General features: G+C 69.1%; 16 protein-coding genes. 9 read left to right on the plus strand and 7 right to left on the minus strand.

Going from position 1 to position 16,567, the window contains the following annotated elements:
- Window positions 1–147: 147 nt before the first annotated feature.
- Together ACE3QW_RS20280 and ACE3QW_RS20285 are read left to right on the plus strand one after the other, a co-directional pair.
- Window positions 148–825 carry a response regulator transcription factor gene (locus tag ACE3QW_RS20280; RefSeq protein WP_024278151.1) on the plus strand — a complete coding sequence of 226 codons (678 nt, stop codon included), beginning with the start codon at window positions 148–150 and terminating at the stop codon, window positions 823–825.
- A gap of 10 nt (window positions 826–835) precedes the next feature.
- Window positions 836–2,188 carry a sensor histidine kinase gene (locus ACE3QW_RS20285; RefSeq protein ID WP_374253585.1) on the plus strand — a complete coding sequence of 451 codons (1,353 nt, stop codon included), beginning with the start codon at window positions 836–838 and terminating at the stop codon, window positions 2,186–2,188.
- A gap of 4 nt (window positions 2,189–2,192) precedes the next feature.
- On the opposite strand, the gene ACE3QW_RS20290 is transcribed toward ACE3QW_RS20285, so the two are convergent.
- The 6 genes from ACE3QW_RS20290 to ACE3QW_RS20315 are packed head-to-tail and all read right to left on the minus strand — an operon-like array spanning window position 2,193 to window position 7,130.
- On the minus strand, window positions 2,193–2,855 hold the full coding sequence (locus ACE3QW_RS20290; protein WP_374253587.1) for a class I SAM-dependent methyltransferase: 663 nt from the start codon (window positions 2,853–2,855) through the stop codon (window positions 2,193–2,195).
- Entirely contained in the window at window positions 2,855–3,526 is a 672-nt protein-coding gene (locus ACE3QW_RS20295) for a tetratricopeptide repeat protein (protein ID WP_374253589.1), read from the minus strand. The genes ACE3QW_RS20290 and ACE3QW_RS20295 overlap by 1 nt, the downstream gene beginning before the upstream one ends.
- Before the next feature lie 43 nt (window positions 3,527–3,569).
- Window positions 3,570–4,382 (minus strand): SDR family NAD(P)-dependent oxidoreductase, encoded by an 813-nt coding sequence (locus ACE3QW_RS20300; protein WP_374253591.1) that lies wholly within the window; start codon window positions 4,380–4,382, stop codon window positions 3,570–3,572.
- A complete protein-coding gene (locus tag ACE3QW_RS20305) occupies window positions 4,372–5,040 on the minus strand; it encodes a TenA family transcriptional regulator (protein ID WP_374253593.1) in 669 nt (222 codons plus the stop codon). Before ACE3QW_RS20305 ends, ACE3QW_RS20300 begins: the two co-directional genes overlap by 11 nt.
- A 37-nt stretch (window positions 5,041–5,077) precedes the next feature.
- Complete coding sequence (locus ACE3QW_RS20310; RefSeq protein WP_374253595.1) at window positions 5,078–6,529, minus strand: class I adenylate-forming enzyme family protein; 1,452 nt, start codon at window positions 6,527–6,529, stop codon at window positions 5,078–5,080.
- On the minus strand, window positions 6,513–7,130 hold the full coding sequence (locus tag ACE3QW_RS20315; protein WP_374253597.1) for a thermostable hemolysin: 618 nt from the start codon (window positions 7,128–7,130) through the stop codon (window positions 6,513–6,515). Before ACE3QW_RS20315 ends, ACE3QW_RS20310 begins: the two co-directional genes overlap by 17 nt.
- A gap of 353 nt (window positions 7,131–7,483) precedes the next feature.
- On the opposite strand from ACE3QW_RS20315, the gene ACE3QW_RS20320 reads away from it, so the two are divergent.
- The 7 genes from ACE3QW_RS20320 (at window position 7,484) to cls (ending at window position 15,907) form a co-directional block, all read left to right on the plus strand.
- Entirely contained in the window at window positions 7,484–8,455 is a 972-nt protein-coding gene (locus tag ACE3QW_RS20320; protein ID WP_250166276.1) for an ABC transporter substrate-binding protein, read from the plus strand.
- A gap of 10 nt (window positions 8,456–8,465) precedes the next feature.
- On the plus strand, window positions 8,466–9,287 hold the full coding sequence (locus ACE3QW_RS20325; RefSeq protein ID WP_374253599.1) for an ABC transporter permease: 822 nt from the start codon (window positions 8,466–8,468) through the stop codon (window positions 9,285–9,287).
- Window positions 9,288–9,295: 8 nt separating this feature from the next.
- On the plus strand, window positions 9,296–10,153 hold the full coding sequence (locus ACE3QW_RS20330) for an ABC transporter ATP-binding protein (RefSeq protein ID WP_250166275.1): 858 nt from the start codon (window positions 9,296–9,298) through the stop codon (window positions 10,151–10,153).
- A gap of 77 nt (window positions 10,154–10,230) precedes the next feature.
- Window positions 10,231–12,108: an ATP-binding protein gene (locus tag ACE3QW_RS20335; RefSeq protein WP_374253602.1), complete on the plus strand. Its 1,878-nt coding sequence runs from the start codon at window positions 10,231–10,233 to the stop codon at window positions 12,106–12,108.
- Window positions 12,098–13,471, plus strand: coding sequence for a sigma-54-dependent transcriptional regulator (locus ACE3QW_RS20340; protein WP_374253604.1), 1,374 nt, complete (start codon window positions 12,098–12,100; stop codon window positions 13,469–13,471). The genes ACE3QW_RS20335 and ACE3QW_RS20340 overlap by 11 nt, the downstream gene beginning before the upstream one ends.
- A gap of 16 nt (window positions 13,472–13,487) precedes the next feature.
- Window positions 13,488–14,333, plus strand: a complete 846-nt coding sequence (locus tag ACE3QW_RS20345; protein WP_374253606.1) for a 3-keto-5-aminohexanoate cleavage protein — start codon at window positions 13,488–13,490, stop codon at window positions 14,331–14,333.
- Between the two features lie 128 nt (window positions 14,334–14,461).
- The gene (gene cls / locus ACE3QW_RS20350; RefSeq protein ID WP_374253607.1) at window positions 14,462–15,907 is read left to right on the plus strand and encodes a cardiolipin synthase; all 1,446 of its coding nucleotides are present in this window, start codon (window positions 14,462–14,464) and stop codon (window positions 15,905–15,907) included.
- A 49-nt stretch (window positions 15,908–15,956) separates the two neighbouring features.
- Here cls and ACE3QW_RS20355 read toward each other — a convergent pair whose 3' ends face one another.
- Complete coding sequence (locus ACE3QW_RS20355) at window positions 15,957–16,475, minus strand: MarR family transcriptional regulator (protein WP_024278137.1); 519 nt, start codon at window positions 16,473–16,475, stop codon at window positions 15,957–15,959.
- Window positions 16,476–16,567 lie beyond the last annotated feature (92 nt).

Below are 16,567 nucleotides of genomic sequence, written 5' to 3' on the forward strand. Positions count from 1 at the left end.
ACCGGCGCCGGATTGGTCCGCTGCGCACGGAAGGGACGCGCCCCCTCCGTATCATCCCGAGGGGGACCGGCGTGGCCGTGGAAATGCCTTAGTGCAGCGCATGGTGGTGCCGTGCGCCCTCTGGCGCGCCACTTCCCCGGACGGTCGATGCGCGTTCTCATTCTCGAAGACAATTCCCGCCTGCGGGCGCTGACCGCCGGAGCCCTGCGCGCCGCCGGCTTCGCCACCGACGCCTTCGAGACCCTCGCCGATGCCCGTGCGGCCGCCGAGACCACCGCCTATGACTGCATCGTGCTCGACCTCGGCCTGCCCGACGGCGACGGCATGGACCTGCTGGAAGCGCTGCGCCGGCGCGGCTCCTCGACACCGGTACTGCTGCTGACGGCGCGCGACGACAAGGCCTCCGTGGTGCAGGGCCTCAACCGGGGCGCCGACGACTATCTGCGCAAGCCGTTCGACGTGGACGAGCTGATCGCCCGCATCCGCGCCCTGCTGCGCCGTCCGGGCACCGCCTTCCAGACGGTCCTTGCGGAAGGCAACATCGCCCTCGATCCCTCCGAGCGGCGCGCCGTGGTGGATGGCACGGCCATCGACTTCAGCCGCCGCGAGGTGGGCGCGCTGGAGATGCTGATGCGCTCCTCCGGTCGGGTGGTGCAGAAGTCCGCGCTAGAGGAAGCGCTCTACGGCTATGACGAGGAAGTCAGTGTCAACGCCATCGAGGTGCTGGTCCACCGGCTGCGCAAGAAGCTCTCCGGCGCTGGCGCCAACCGGGAAATTGTGACCCTGCGCGGCATCGGCTATCTGCTGGCGGAGCCGCGGGCATGAGGCAAGAACCGTGAAAATCCTGCCCCGCGACGTGTTCGGCCGGCTGGTGCTGGGCCTCGTGGGGGTGAGCCTCGTTGCCGTCGCTGTCGGCGCGTTCTATCTCTACACGCGCTTCCACAACACCCATTCGCTGTTCTTCGAGGGCACGCTGCAAGCCTTCATCGGCGACATTGCCGACGACATCCATGTCGTCGACGGCAAGCTGACCGCCAATGTCGATGCCACCACCCGCAAACGCATCGCGGACGAATCCGGCCGCTACGTCGTGCTGGATGAAAAGGGCGACATCGTCGCCGCCTCCCCCGGCGTGACGGAGCGCTTCACCTCGTTCCGCACGGTTCGCCCGCTCTATTTCTGGATCCCCCGGCAGGCGGAGGAAGGGGAATATTACGGCCTCTCGACCCGCATCCCGGAAGTGCCCGTCCCGGTCTATGTGCAGCTGATGTTCCCCAAGGGGCACATCATCTTCGAGTCGGTGCTGCACGAATTCATGAAGGACATCGCCTGGATCTGGCTGCCCTTCCTGCTCGCCATTCTCGCGGTCAACGTCATCGTCGTGCGCATCGCCCTCGCCCCCCTCTCGCAGACGGTGGAGGAGGCGCGCGCCATCCAGCCCGGCGGCCCGGCGACGCTCACCGAGAAGGGGCTGCCGGACGATCTTCTGGCACTGGTGCGCACGGTGAACGCGGCCTTTGAGCGGCTGCGGGAGGCCCATCGCCTGCAGGAGGAGTTCGTCGCCGACATGGCGCACGAGCTGCGCACGCCGCTTGCCGTGATGAAGGCCGAGCTTGCGACCATGAAGGACCCGCACGCCCGCATCCTCGAACACGACCTCGGCGCCATGGAGCGTCTGGTGGAGCAGTTGCTCGACCGCGCGCGGGTCGGCCGCTTCAATCTCGAGACAGGCAAGATAGTAGACCTCAGGGAGGTGGCGCGCGAAGCCTGCGCCTTCCTCGCCCCGCGCATCGTTGGCCGGGGCCGGATGATCGAGGTCATCTCGCCGGACGTCCCGGTCCTCGTGGCCGGCGGACGGGACGACGTGTTCCGCGCTGTGCGCAATCTGGTCGAGAACGCCCTGGAGCACACGCCCGACAAGGGGTTGATCTCGGTGGAGATCACCGGCGAACCGGCCATCGTCGTGCGTGACCAGGGACCGGGATTTCCCTCGCAGGTGCTCGACCGCGAGACCCGCCGCAGCGGGCGGGTGCGCAGCGAGCGCCGGGAGGGGGTGGGCCTTGGCCTCTCCATCGTGGAGCGCACCATGATGGCGCACGGTGGCGACCTCACCTTGTCCAACGATCCCGGCCCGGGCGGCCGCGCCATCATGCGCTTTCCCGATGCCGGCTGGCTGCCGGCGGCCTGACCGCTCACGCAGCCCGTGCGACGGCGACCAGCCCCTCGACCCCGAACGGCAACCGGTGGGCGACGACGCGGATATCCGCATCGCGGAATCCGCCTTCGACGAGGAGGCGCCGCAGCCCGGCCGCGTCATAGGTCCGGTGGGTATCCGCGCCGGCGAACGGCCAGCGCGCCATGGTCGATCGGTCCGTCACGTAGAGCACCGCGCGCCCGCCGGGCTTCAGCACCCGCCGGATCTCGGACGCCGCGGCGCCCCCCGCATCGAAGAAATAGGCGACATTGACGGCGAGCACCCCGTCGAAGCTCGCACCGGCCCACGGCAGAGCGCGGAAGTCCCCCTCCCTCAACTCCACCTGACCGCCCGCGACGGCGCCGCGATTGCGAGACGCCGCCAGCCGGAGCATGGCTGGCGAGCCCTCGATGCCGGCCACATGGCCACCCGGCACGCACTCCGCCAAGGCCGCGATGCCGGCACCGGGCCCGAAGCCGATTTCCAGCACACGGTCCCGCTGCGCGGGGCGAAGGGCCCCGATGGCCAGCCGGTAAGGCGCGCGATTGGCGAGCGACATCGCTCGCCCCACCAGCACGCCCCCTCCCCCCTCGGGGTGGGCGAGCTGGTGGCCGAGCCAGTGCCACAGGGGGGCGACGCCCGCGGAGGCGATGTTCGCCATCAGTGCTTCGCCTTGATCTGTTCGAGCTTCTCGGTGATGACCAGCCGGCGGTTCTCGTCCCACACCTTCCGGTCCGCGCGCACGGGAATGGCGAGCGCGTGGATGAAGGCCTCGCGGGCCTTCCCATACTCGCCCTGGGTCATCAGGAAATCGCCGTAGAAATACCAGGCGTCGAGCCCGTCCGGCGCGCTCCTGGTGGCCTGCTCCAGCAGCGCCCGCGCCTTCGCCTTGTCGCCGAACGCTACGGGAAACCCCGGCACCCGGTAGTAGAGCACGCCGAGGCTGGTGGGCGCGCCGGCATCGAGCACGGTCGGGTTCATCTTGTAGGCCTTCTCCAGCGTGTCGCGGGCGCGGGAGGCGAGCGACAGCGCCGAGATGGGATTGACCAGGGAGGCGCGCTCGCTGGTGACGATGCCGTCCCAGATCAGCACTTCCACCCGGTCGGGATATTTGGCGGCGAGGCTGTCGGCATCGGCGCCGAGGGCGGTCATCTCGTCGGTCTGCTTGGCGCCTTCGGGCACGGTGAACTTGATGGTCTCCCATCGGGTCTGGATCTGCTTCACCTGCCCGAGCACGGGGTCGTCGGCGGGGGTGGAAGCGGCGGGGGCCGCATGGGCGGAAACGGCGAAAGTGGCGGAGAGGAGAGCGCCGAGGAAGAGGGTTGCGCGCATGGTGATGTCCTTGGTGTGCAATGCGTGGATGTGATCCGTCGGCTCAGGTGCCGGAGCGCGCGAGGGACCGGTCGATCAGCTTCGGGAACAGGCGCTGGAGCAGCACGAACAGGCGCTCGGGTCCGGCGGGATAGACGGCATCGCGGCCCGCATCCACCGCCCGCCAGATGTGGGCGGCGACCTTCTCCGGCGTATCGAGGCGCATACCGGTTCTGGCGATAAGGTCACTGAAGGCCGCCGCCGCATCGGTCTGCGTCGCCCGCGGCGCCGCGTAGGTGACGGCAATGCCGCGCCCCTTCCATTCCCGCCGCAGCGCACTGGAATAGCCGCGCAGGGCGAACTTGGAGGCGGAATAGGCGGCAAAGCCGGGATAGGCGATGTCGCCAAACACCGAGCCCACGTTCACCACCCGCGACGGCCGGGCCGCGGCCAGCAGCGGGGCGAGGTCCCGCGTCAGCGCCATGGGGGCGATGACGTTGGTGCGGAACAGGTTTTCCAGCACCGCGTCGGCCATCTCCTCCATATCGCCGCCATCCACGCGGCCGGCATTGTTGAACAGGAGGTCGAGCCGGCCCCAGGCCTGCTTCAATCCGGCGGCGATGCGGGCGCGGTCCTCCGCGCGGGTGAGATCGGCCGGGATGACGATGGGGCGGGCGGAGGGCGGCAGCGCTGCCGCCGTCTCCTCCAGCGCCGCCGCGCGACGGCCGCACACCGCCACGAACATGCCGCGCCGGCCAGCCTCCAGCGCCAGCGCCCGGCCGATGCCGGAGCCGCCGCCGGTGACGAGCACGCACTTCACCTCGCGCGGCAATCCCGTGCGGGGCGCGCCCTGGCCCGACATGTCCTCACGCCGCATGGCTCAGCTCCGCGCGGGCGCCGAGATCCCGGAAGATGTCGCCGTAGAGGCGATAGAACATCCTGGAATGGTCGATGATGATGTCCTGAACGGCCGTGTCCTCGATGCCGTCCACCAGCGCGCGGAAGAAGGCCACGTGCGCCTGATCGAGGCTGCCGTGGGAGGTGAGGTAGGAGAAGCCGGCGCCGCCCGCGCTCCCGAACGTCTTGGCCAGCGTCGCCGCGAGTTGGTCGGCGAGCAGCACCGACATGCCCTCCAGCACGTGCACGCTGCCGAGCATGGCATAGGGGCTCACATGCTCGATGGCATAATAGGTGAAGCCCACCATCACGCGGCAGGCCTGCCCCGGCTGGCCGGTGCGCACCGCCTCGGCATCGCCGCCCATGGCGCGGATGTCGTCGAGGATCCATTTCTCGTGCCCGCGCTCCTCCTCCATGTATTCGAGGAGGGCTGCCTGATAGCGCTCGTCCGTGGCGCGGGAGGCCGCCAGCGCCAGCAGCGGGAAGGTGTGCTTCACGTGGTGGTAGGCCTCGGTCAGGAAGGCCAGATAGAGTTCGCGCGTGCCGCCCGTGCGGGGCGCGTTGGCGACGAGGGGAATGGCGAGGAAGCTCTCGCGCGCCGCCGCGGTCTCGCGGGTCAGGCGTTCATGGAAGCTCATGGCCGATGCCTTTCTGATGATGGCCGGGAAGGGAGTGTCAGAGGGCCGCGGCGACATCGGCGGCGAGCAGATCGCGCGCCACGCGACGGCGGATGCGGCCGTTGTCAGTGAACAGGCCGGCGGCCTTGGCGGGGACCATCTCGATGACGCGCACACGGGCCGGCCGCGCATAGGGCGGCAGCCCGGAGCAGGCGGCGGCGATGCGCGCCTCCACCGCCGCGCGGCCCGCATGGGCGAACCATTCGGCGGCGGGAGGAACCGGCACCACGAGGGCTGCGAGGCCGTCCGGGTCCGCCGCGACGGCGCAGGCGGCGATGTAGGGATCGGACAGGAGCGCCGTCTCCACCCATTCGGGACTGACGTTGCGCCCCAGCGGCGTGACGATGAGATTGTCCTTGCGGCCGGAGACCGTGAGCCGGCCGTCCGCGTCCAGCGCCACCAGATCGCCCGTCGGCCATGGCCGGAGGGCGGGCGCACCGCGCAGATAGCCGTCCGTGACGCACGGCCCGTCCACGTGCAGCTCCCCATCGACGACGGTGAGGGTCAGGCCCGGCAGCGGCTCGCCCACGGTGCCGGCCACGCGCCGGCCCGGCCGGTTCACCGCCACCACCGAGCAGCATTCGGACAGGCCGTAGCCTTCGTGCACGGGAATGCCGAGGTTCCACGCGGCCTCCGCCACCTGGGGCGGCACGGCGGCGCCGCCGACGGCGACGAAGCGCAGGCTGTCCGGGGCGCGGGCCCGCGCGGCGGCAAGCTCCACCACCCAGAGGCGGAGCAGTTCCGGCACCAGCACGCCGGTGGTCGGCCGATGGCGGGCGAAGGCCTCGGCGATGCCGGTGACCGCGCCGCGGCCGATCCGCTCCGAGACCGCGGTGTCGAAATGCACGCGGCCACCCACGAGGGCCGGGATAAACAGAGCGCAGATGCTCTCCAGCAACAGGGAAAGCGGAAGCACGGAGAGATAGGTATCGTCCTCCCGCGCGCCGATGGCTTCCGCCAGCGCGGCGGCGGACCACCCCACCTGCCCGCTCTCGTGCCGCACGCCCTTGGGCTGGCCGGTGCTGCCGGAGGTGTAGATGAGCGTGCCATAGCCCGCGCGGAAGGCCGGCGTGGCGCCGGGCGCGCCGGTCACGGTGACCGCCTGGCGGGCGACACCTTCAGGCACGGCCCCCTCCCCGCCCGGCGCGACGAGGATCAGCTCGATGCCCGCATCGCGCACCACATGGGCGATCTGGGCCGGGCTGAAGAAGCCGGGCAGCGGAACGGCGATGCGCCCCGAAGCCACCAATGCAAGCTGAGCCACGGCATAGGCCCGCCCGTTCGGCAGGAGCAGCCCGACCACCCGCGCGGCAGTCGGAAGCCCGGCGACGAGGCGCGCCGCATCGGCCAGCAACCCGGCGCGGGTGATGGCGCCATCCGGATCGGTGAAGGCGACGCGGTCCGGTGCCCGGCGGGCGTGGCCCGCCACGGCCTCAAAGAATGTCTGCATGGTGCAGCACCCGGCCGGCGTCTGACGGAATGCAGACGGAAGCCGTCTGCGCCCGGCGATAGGCGGCGAGCATGTCCACGCCGCACACGCCGAAGACCTTCGGCTCGGTCTCGTAATAGCGCCCCCAGACCTCGGGATGGGCGACGCGGGCGGGATCGGCATCGCCGAGATAGATCGGCGACAGGCCGCGCCGCCGCACCAGAAGGCTCAGGCGGCGCGTGAGGGTAAAGAAGCACCAGGACAGGCCGTTGGCGCCACCGAAGGCCACGATATCGGCGATGAACGGCACGAGGTCGTGCGGTGCGCCGCTGGCCAGCGTCGTCACCTCATAGACGTCCGAGCGCCGCGGCTTGCGGCCGGTGGCGTGGGAGAGTGCGGCTTCCACCGGCCCGTCCAGATAAAGCTCGGAGAAGAAGCCGTCTTCGGCGAGGCGCAGGCCGGCGGCACACAGGATATCGCCCGCTGCGTTCCGTCGGCACAAGAGGCGCTCGGCAAACGCGCCGACGTGAGCGCCGTACTCGCGGGCATAGACCGATCGGATGAAAGCTTCGACCTCGGCGCGCTCGGCGTCGCCGGGTTCAACAATATGTGCAGATCCCATGTCCGCTTGTCCGTCCGCTTGTGCGTTGAATGCTCTGTCACGGACGTTGCAAGGCTGAGCTTACGCCTCGCTTACAGGCGAGCGGTCAGGGCGGGGAGAATTTGAGGCGGTTTCGGGGCACCGGAAGGCTCTCGCGCCACGCGACGGGGCCAGCGTCGCGCGGCGAACTTCCGCCGCGCCCGCACCCCAGGTGGCGGATTTCCGCCACCCCCATGCGGACGAGCGTGGAAAACCTTGTTTCATTTCAATGAGTAATGCCAGCCCCGCGCATTCCGCAGGGGTGGCATGCGCGGTGCAAAGGCAGGGGCATCATCCGAACCGGCACCAATGCCGGGCTCCCTGGGAGAAACGCCGTGCTGAAACGACTTCGCATCACCGCCACCCTTGTGTCCGCTGTCCTGATGTCCGCTGTCGCGGCGGGGGCGGTCTCGGCGCAGGAGACGGTGCGGGTGGGCAACCTCAAGCTCGCCCATTTCGCCGGTGTCTCCTACATGAAGGAGATCGCGCCGAGCTGCGGCATCAACATCGACCTCAAGCTCTTCCCCAAGGGGCCGGACGTGATGCAGGCGATCCTCGCCGGCGAGCTGGACGTGGGCGCCACCGCCTCCGAGGCCGCCATCTCCGGCCGTGGCAACGGCGCGCCCATCTATATCGTCGGCGGCTTCGCCAGCGGCGGCGCGCGCCTTCTGGCGACCCCCGACAGCGGCATCAAGTCGGTTCCGGACATGAAGGGCAAGCGCGTGGGCGTCACCCGCGGCTCCATCCAGGAGGTGCTGCTGGCCGCTGAACTGGGCAAGAACGGCATGTCCGCCAAGGACATCACCATCGTCTATCTCGGCTACCCCGACCTCAACCAGGCGCTGCTGCAGAAGCAGGTGGACGCCATCATGCAGACCGAGCCGCAGTCGGCGCAGGCCATCGCCCGTGGCTTCGGCGTGGAAGTGCTGAAGCCCTACGACACGCCCATCGGCTCGCCCATCCGCACCCTGGTGATGAGCGAGAAGTTCTACAAGGAACACCCCGAGACGGCGAAGAAGCTGATGGACTGCTTCGTGAAGGCGCAGAAGACCTTCATGAACGACCCCAAGGCCGCCGAGAAGTTCGTGACGCAGGACGTGTTCAAGGGCCAGCTCACCGGCGAGGAATTCCAGGAAGCCCTCGCCAATTCGCCCTACTCCCTCGACATGAGCGCCGACCACATCCAGAAGACCACGGACGTGATGGCCAAGTACGGCGTCGGCAAGATGTCCGCCCCCGCCAAGGCCGAGGACTGGGTGAAGCTCGACCTGCTCAATGCCGCCAAGGCGTCCAACGGCGTCAAGTGAGGGCGGCCCCATGAACATCTCTCGATTCAAGGCGCTCGGCGAGGGGCTTCTCGTGCCCGTCGCCGTGTTGCTCCTCTGGCAGGTGGCCTGCTCCGCGGGCTGGGTGAACCCTATGGTCCTGCCCTCCCCCGCCGCCGTCGCGGCGCGCTGGTGGAGCTATCTTGCTCCACTGGAAGCCTATGATCCGGCAACGGAAAGCTGGATCGCGTGGATCTTCTCCGGCGAGTTGATCCACGATTCCCTCGCCAGCCTGTCGCGGGTGGTCATGGGCTTCGTCGTGGGCGCCGGCCTCGCGCTGCCGCTCGGCCTGTTCATGGGTACGAGCGATTCTATCTATCGCTATGTCAATCCGCTGATGCAGCTGCTGCGGCCCATCCCGCCCATCGCCTACATCCCGCTGTCGATCCTGTGGTTCGGCCTCGGCAACGCGCCGGCGGTGTTCCTCATCGCCATCGGCGCCTTCTTCCCGGTGCTGATGAACACCATCGCCGGCGTGCGTCATGTGGACAGCATCTACATCCGCGCCGCCCGCAGCCTCGGGGCGAGCCGCCTCACCATCTTCCGGCGGGTGATCCTGCCGGCGGCGACGCCCTACATCCTGTCGGGCGCGCGCATCGGCATCGGCACCGCCTTCATCGTGGTGATCGTGGCGGAGATGATCGCGGTCAACAACGGCCTCGGCTTCCGCATCCTGGAGGCGCGCGAATACTTCTGGTCGGACAAAATCATCGCGGGAATGCTGACCATCGGGCTCATCGGCCTCGCCATCGATCTCGCCGTTAGCCGTCTCAACAATCATCTGCTCCGCTGGCATCGCGGCCTGGAATCGTGAGGACCGACATGCCCATCGCAGCTCCCCTCGCGGCCAGCCCCGCCCCCTCCGCCGCCGCGCTCGCGGACGCCGCACGGCCGCACATCGTGGTCTCGGGCGTCGACAAGCGCTTCGTCATTCCAGGCGGCGAGATCGTCGCCCTGAAGGACATCGACCTCACCATCAATGAGGGCGAGTTCGTGTGCCTGCTCGGCCCCTCGGGCTGCGGCAAGTCCACCCTGCTCAACGCCATCGCCGGCTTTTCCGCCCCCACCACCGGCACCATCACGGTGGACGGCCGCGCGGTGAAGGATCCCGGGCCGGATCGGGGCATGGTGTTTCAGGAATACGCCCTGTTCCCGTGGATGACGGTGGCGCAGAACATCGCTTTCGGCCTTGAGATCAAGGGCATGAGCCGCGCCCAGATCGAGCCCAAGGTGAACGAGCTGCTCGCCATGCTGAAGCTGGCGGAATTCCGCGACCGCTTCCCGAAAGACCTCTCCGGCGGCATGCGCCAGCGCGTGGCCATCGCCCGCGTGCTGGCCCTCGACAGCCCGGTGATGCTGATGGACGAGCCGTTCGGCGCGCTCGACGCCCTCACCCGCCGCTCGCTGCAGGATGAACTCATCCGCATCTGGTCGGCGACAGGCAAGACCATCGTCTTCGTCACCCACTCCATCGAGGAGTCCATCTATCTGGCGGACCGCATCGTCGTGCTCACCTACCGGCCGGGCACCATCAAGCGGGACATCAAGGTGGAGCTGCCGCGCCCGCGGGATTCCGCTTCAACCGCCTTCAACGAGCTGAAGCGAGAATTGTCCGCCCTCGTCACCGCCGAGCAGCACCGCTTCGAGGAGGTGGAGGTCAAAGGCTTGACCACCGACTGAGGGCGGACCAGCATCCCGCCTTTATGGCCGGGCCATCCGGGGCCCGGCCGCACCACCTTGAGGACGCGGAATTTTCCATGCGATCGAACCGCATCACGGCCCTCGGTGCCGTGCTGTCCGCCGTGCTGGCGGCGGCTGCGGTGTTCGCCGTTCTCGAAGCCGGGGAGATGGCCGAGGCGCGGGTGGGCGAGCGCCTCGCCTCGGATGCGCGCCACCGGGCGGAAATCTATGCACAGAGCCTCGAAGGTGTCATCGAGCGCTTCGGCTACCTGCCCACCGCCGCCGCCCTCGACGACAATGTGAAGCGCCTCCTCGCCACCCCGCATGACACCGAACAGCTGGCGCAGGTGAACGCCTACCTGGAAACGCTGAATCGCGCCGCGGGCGGCACCGTGCTCTATCTGCTGGCGCCCGGCGGGATCACCATCGCCGCGTCCAACTGGAACACGCCGCAAACCTATGTGGGCGCGGATTTCAGCTACCGCCCCTATTATACCGAGGCCATAGCAGGCCAGACCGGCCGCTTCTATGCGGTGGGCACGCTCACCGGCGTCCCCGGCTATTTCATCAGCGCGCCGGTGATGGTGGACGGCAAGGTCGCCGGCGTGGTGGCGACCAAGGTCAATCTCGACCCGCTGGAAGCCGTCTGGCACGAGGCCGCCGACACCGTCCTGGTGGCGGACGGGCACGGCATCGTCTTCCTCGCCTCGGATCCGAAGTTCAAGTTCCGCTCCCTCCGGCCCATCGACGCCACCGCCGCCGCCGAGATCGCCAAGACCCGCCAATATGGCCACAAGTCCTATCCCTTGCTGCGCATGGGGCAGGCACAGGACGAAGGCGGCCTGAAGGTGCTCTCCGGCTCCGACCTGAGCCCCGCCGGCCTCGTCATCCGCGATGAGAAGGACCTGCCGACCTACGACTGGCGGCTGCTGCTTTTCACCGATGCCGCACCCGTGGTGCTGGCGGGGCGTTCGGCGCGCATCGGCATGACGCTGGCGCTGGTCATTCTCGGCCTTGTCGGCCTCTACTGGCGCCAACATCTCAGGCGCGCCCGCGAAAGCCTCGCCGCGCAAGCGGCACTCGCGGCTGCCCATCGGGAACTGGAAGGCAAGGTCGCCGAACGCACCGCCGACCTCTCCGCCGCCAACACCCGCCTTGCCGCCGAGATCGAGGAGCGGCGCCGTGCCGAAACCGACCTGCGCGCGGCGCAGGACGAGCTGGTGCAGGCCGCCAAGATGGCGACCCTCGGCCAGATGGCGGCCGGCGTGACCCACGAACTGAACCAGCCGCTCACCGCGCTCCGGGCGCTGGCGGACAACACCACCAAGCTGCTCCAGCACGGGCGCGAGGAGGATGCGGAGGCGAACCTCACCCGCATCGCCGCGCTTGTGGATCGCCTCGGCAAGATCACCGGCCAACTGCGTGCCTTCGCCCGCCGCACGTCCAGCGAGAAGGGGCGGGTGGACGCCGCCGCGGTGCTGGCGGAAAGCCTCGCCATCCTCGCCCCGCGCCTGAGGGCATCGGGCGCACGCGTCGTCAGTGATCTCGCTCCCGATGCGACGCAGGTGATGTTCGAGCCCATCCGCCTCAGCCAGGTGCTGGTGAACCTCGTGGGCAACGCCCTCGACGCGGTGAAGGGGCGGCCGGAGGCAATGGTCCGCATCGCTTCCCATCGCGACGGCAGCCGCGTCGTGCTGACCGTGGAGGACAACGGGCCGGGCCTCGCGGAGGGCGCGGCGGCGCGCATCTTCGATCCCTTCTTCACCACCAAGCCGGCGGGCGAGGGGCTGGGGCTCGGCCTGCCCATCTCGCTCGCCATCGCCCGCGATTTCGGCGCCACCCTCGTCGCCCGCAGTCGGATGGAAGGCGGCACGGCGTTCGATCTCGTCATGGACGCGGCCAAAGCCGAAGAGCACCTGACCCTTCCCGCGGAGCCGCTGCGCCATGTTTCCTGAACGCGCCTTCTCCGCCGAGGCCGAAGCGCCCCGCCACGCCAACCGCCCCCGGGTGCTGCTGGTGGACGACGAGGAGATGATCCGCCTCTCCATCGAGCAGACCTTGGATCTCGCCGGCATCGACGTGACCGCCTTCGCCAGCGCGGAGGCCGCCTTGCCCGCCATCGGCCGGGACTATCCCGGCATCGTCGTCACTGACGTACGCCTGCCCGCCCGCGACGGGCTGGAGCTGCTGGCGGATATCCGCCGCCGCGATCCGGAGCTGCCGGTGGTGCTCATTACCGGCCATGGGGATGTGGCCATGGCGGTCAGCGCCATGCGCGAGGGCGCCTACGATTTCATCGAGAAGCCGTTCGTGAGCGACGCTTTCGTGGAGGTGGTGAAGCGCGCGCTGGAGAAGCGTGCCCTCGTGCTGGAAAACCGGCGCCTGCGCACGGCACTCGACCGGGGCGATGCCATCGAGCGGCATCTCGTCGGCCAGTCGGCGGCCATGCGGCGGCTGCGGGACGACATCGCCCAGCTGGCCTCCACCAGCGCCGACGTGCTGGTGCTGGGAGAGACCGGCGCGGGCAAGGAACAGGTCGCCCGTGCCCTGCACGAGGGCGGTGCCCGGCGCGACAAGCCGTTCGTTGCGGTCAATTGCGGCGCCATCCCCGAAAGCATGTTCGAGAGCGAGATGTTCGGCCACGAGGCCGGCGCCTTCACCGGGGCCGGCAAGCGGCGCATCGGCAAGATCGAGCACGCCTCCGGCGGCACCCTCTTCCTCGACGAGGTGGAGAGCATGCCGCTTGCCATGCAGGTGAAGCTGCTGCGGGTGCTGCAGGACCGGCGCATCGAGCGCCTCGGCTCCAACACGCCGGTGCCGGTGGACCTGCGCGTCATCGCCGCCACCAAGGAAGACCTCGGCGCGCTGGCCGATGCCGGCGGCTTCCGGAAAGACCTGTTCTTCCGCCTCGACGTGGTAAAGCTCGTCCTCCCGCCCCTGCGCGAGCGGCGCGAGGACATCCCACTCCTCTTTGAGCTGTTCCTGGTGCAGGCGGCGGTGAAGTATCAGCGCCCGGTGGTGGAGGTGCCCCCTTCGCTGCGGCGGGCCCTGATGCTGGCGGACTGGCCGGGCAATGAGCGCGAGCTGAAGAACGCCGCCGAGCGCCACATGCTGGGCTTCCTCGCCCCCGACTTCACCGGCGGCGCGGCCGCCGCCCCGAGCCTCAACGAATTGCTGGACCGGGTGGAGCGCCTCGTCATCGAGGATGCGCTGAAAGCTTCCGGCAACCGCGTCTCCGCCGCCGCGCTGGCCCTCAACATTCCCCGCAAGACCCTCCACGACCGCATGAAGCGGCTGGGCCTCACCACCACCGACTGACACATCCGGACCGTTCATGACCGCTACCGCCCCCGCCGAGGCCCTCCTCTGGCCGCCCCTCGTCATCGCCAACGCCCCCAACGGCGCCACCCGCACCAAGGCGGACCACCCGGCTTTGCCCATGACCGCCGCCGAGCTGGCGCGCAACGCGGCGGAGATCGTCGAGGCGGGCGCCGCCCTCATCCACATCCATGTGCGTGACGGCGAGGGCCGCCATCTCCTGGATGCCGACGCCTATCGCGAGGCCACCGCCGCCATCCGGCGCGAGGTGGGGGACAGGCTGGTGGTGCAGGCGACGTCCGAAGCGGCGGGGCGCTACAAGGCAGCGGAGCAGATCGCCGTGGTGCACGCCCTGCGGCCGGAGGCAGTCTCCCTCGCCTTGCGCGAGATCATCCCGGATGAAGCGCACGAAGCCGCTGCCGCCGACTTCTTCGCCTGGCTGCGGCGCGAGCGCATCCTGGTTCAGATCATCCTCTATTCGCCGGAGGAGGTGTTACGCTATCACACGCTGAAGGGGCGCGGCGTGCTGGGCGAGGGGGAGGACTTCCCGCTCTTCGTCCTCGGCCGCTACACCAGCGGGCAGGTCTCCACGCCGGCCGATCTGGTGCCCTTCCTCGCCGCCGGCACGCCGCCGCGGCTGTGGGCCATGTGCGCCTTCGGGCCGAAGGAGAATGCCTGCGCCACCATCGCTGCCGGCCTGGGCGGGCATGCGCGGGTGGGTTTCGAGAACAATCTCTTCGCGCCGGACGGTACGATGGCGGAGAACAATGCCGCGCAGGTGCGGCGCGCGGCAGAAGGCGCACGGCTGCTCAACCGTCCGCTCGCCACGGCCGATGTGGTGCGCGGGCTCTACAACGCCTGACGGCGTTCGCGCAGGCGGCGAAGATGCAGGCGTCTTGCGATACGCATTTTCTTCATGCGAACCGGAATCCACTTCGCTTGAAAATGCTCTAGAACGGCAGCGCTCCTCTCACCGGGCGTGCCGCCGACATGCAAGACTCCGCCGTCCTCGCCTGGGTGTTCTACGCCGCCCACCTCAGCCTGCAGATCATCTTCGTCATCCGCGCGCTGCTGCGCCCCCACCGCGAGCCCGCCTCACGCATGGCGTGGGTGCTGGTGATCCTGCTGGCGCCGGTGGTGGGCATGCTCGCCTACGTCCTGTTCGGCGAGGTCAATCTGGGGCGCAAGGCGGTGGAAAGCCTGCGCGCGGCGGTGGCCGCCCTGCCGCCTGCGGAGGGTGTCGCCGGCCCCTCGGCGGAGGCGGAACTTCCCGAACGCCATGTGCCGCTGTTCCGGGTCGGCCAGTCGGTGAACCACTTCCTCCCGGTGGCGGGAAACCGCGCCGAGCTGCTACCAGATTCCGCCTCTGCCATCGCGTCCATGGTCAAGGACATCGACGCCGCGCAGCAGAGCGTCCACGTGCTGTTCTACATCTGGCTCGACGATGCGAGCGGACGCTCCGTGATGGAGGCGCTGAAGCGCGCAGCGGCGCGGGGCGTCACCTGCCGGGCAATGGCGGATGATCTCGGCTCCCGCGCCCTCATCCGCTCCCCCTTTTGGCGGGATATGGCGGCGGCAGGCGTGCGGCTCGCCACGGCCCTGCCCATCGGCAACCCGCTCTTGCGCCCGTTCAAGGGCCGCATCGACCTGCGCAATCACCGCAAGATCGTGGTCATCGACAACGCCATCACCTATTGCGGCAGCCAGAACTGTGCTGATGCCGCTTTCGCGGTGAAGGCGAAGTTCGCCCCCTGGGTGGACGTCATGGCGCGCTTCGAGGGGCCGGTGGTGCGGCAGAACCAGCACCTGTTCGCCAGCAACTGGATGGCGCAGGTGAAGGAAGACCTCGCCCCCCTCTTCGCCGAGCCCCTGCCGCCGCAGCAGCCCGGCTTCATCGCGCAGGTGATCGGGTCCGGGGCGGGCGTCCGCTACTCGGCCATGCCGGAGATGTTCGTGGCGCTGATGAATGCGGCGCGGCGCGAACTCGTCATCACCACGCCCTATTACGTGCCGGACGAGCCGCTTCAGGCGGCGCTATGCTCCGCCGCCCGGCGCGGGGTGGCGACCACCATCGTGTTTCCGAAGCGCAACGACAGCTGGATCGTCGCCGCCGCCAGCCGCAGCTATTACCACGAGCTGCTGGAGGCAGGCGTCGAGATCCGGGAATACGTCGGCGGCCTGCTCCACGCCAAGACGCTGACCCTCGACGGCGAAGTGACCCTGATCGGCTCGGCCAACATCGACCGCCGCAGCTTCGAGCTGAATGCGGAAAACAACATCCTCCTCTACGACCCCACCTTCACCCGGACCCTGCGGGCGCGCCAGCAGGTGTTCCTGGATGCCGCGACGCCGGTGACGCAGGACGATGCGGACGCCTTCAGCGCGCCCCGCCGCCTGTGGAACAACACCATCGCCATGCTCGGCCCGGTGCTGTAGGCGCTGCCGATTTTCCAGTCGCCCATTTCTTAGGCGCCAACGACCGAAATCAGAGCAGATCGGACGAGGCCTGCCGCCCGCCGTGGGCCGCGACGATTTTCTTCATGGCTTCAATGAATTGCCGACGCTCCTCGGGCGCCAGCATCTCCACCGTCACCGCATGGGCGCGGCGGGCGCCGGCCTCCATCTCCTCCAGCATGCGGCGTCCCTCCTCGGTGAGCGAGCAGCTTTGCGAGCGGCGGTCAGTGGCCGACGTGCCGCGCCGCACGAGGCCCCGCGCCTCAAGGCGCTTCAACGCTCCAGTGGTGGTGGTGCGATCCAGCGCGACGATGCGCGACAGGGTGGTCTGGTCCGCCTCGGTCCGGTCCGCGAGCGCCGACAGCAGGCTGTATTGCACCGGCGTCACCCCGAACGGGGCACACAGCTCAGAAAACAGGCTGACATGGATCTGATGCACCCGGCGCGCGAGGAAGCCGGGGCGGTCGGCAAGCGGCCAATCCTCATGCATCCCAGCCTCGGGCTCCACCGTGGAGCCCTTTGATTTTTCACGCGATCTCGTCACGTCCATCCCCTCCGGCGCGCGGCGCCGCTCTCGAAAAATTGATCTAAATCAAAACTGGCACGCGCCCTGCATTTGAAAAATGCGACGTATGCTTCGCT

Source organism: Xanthobacter sp. (assembly GCF_041911315.1).
GTDB lineage: Bacteria > Pseudomonadota > Alphaproteobacteria > Rhizobiales > Xanthobacteraceae > Xanthobacter > Xanthobacter aminoxidans.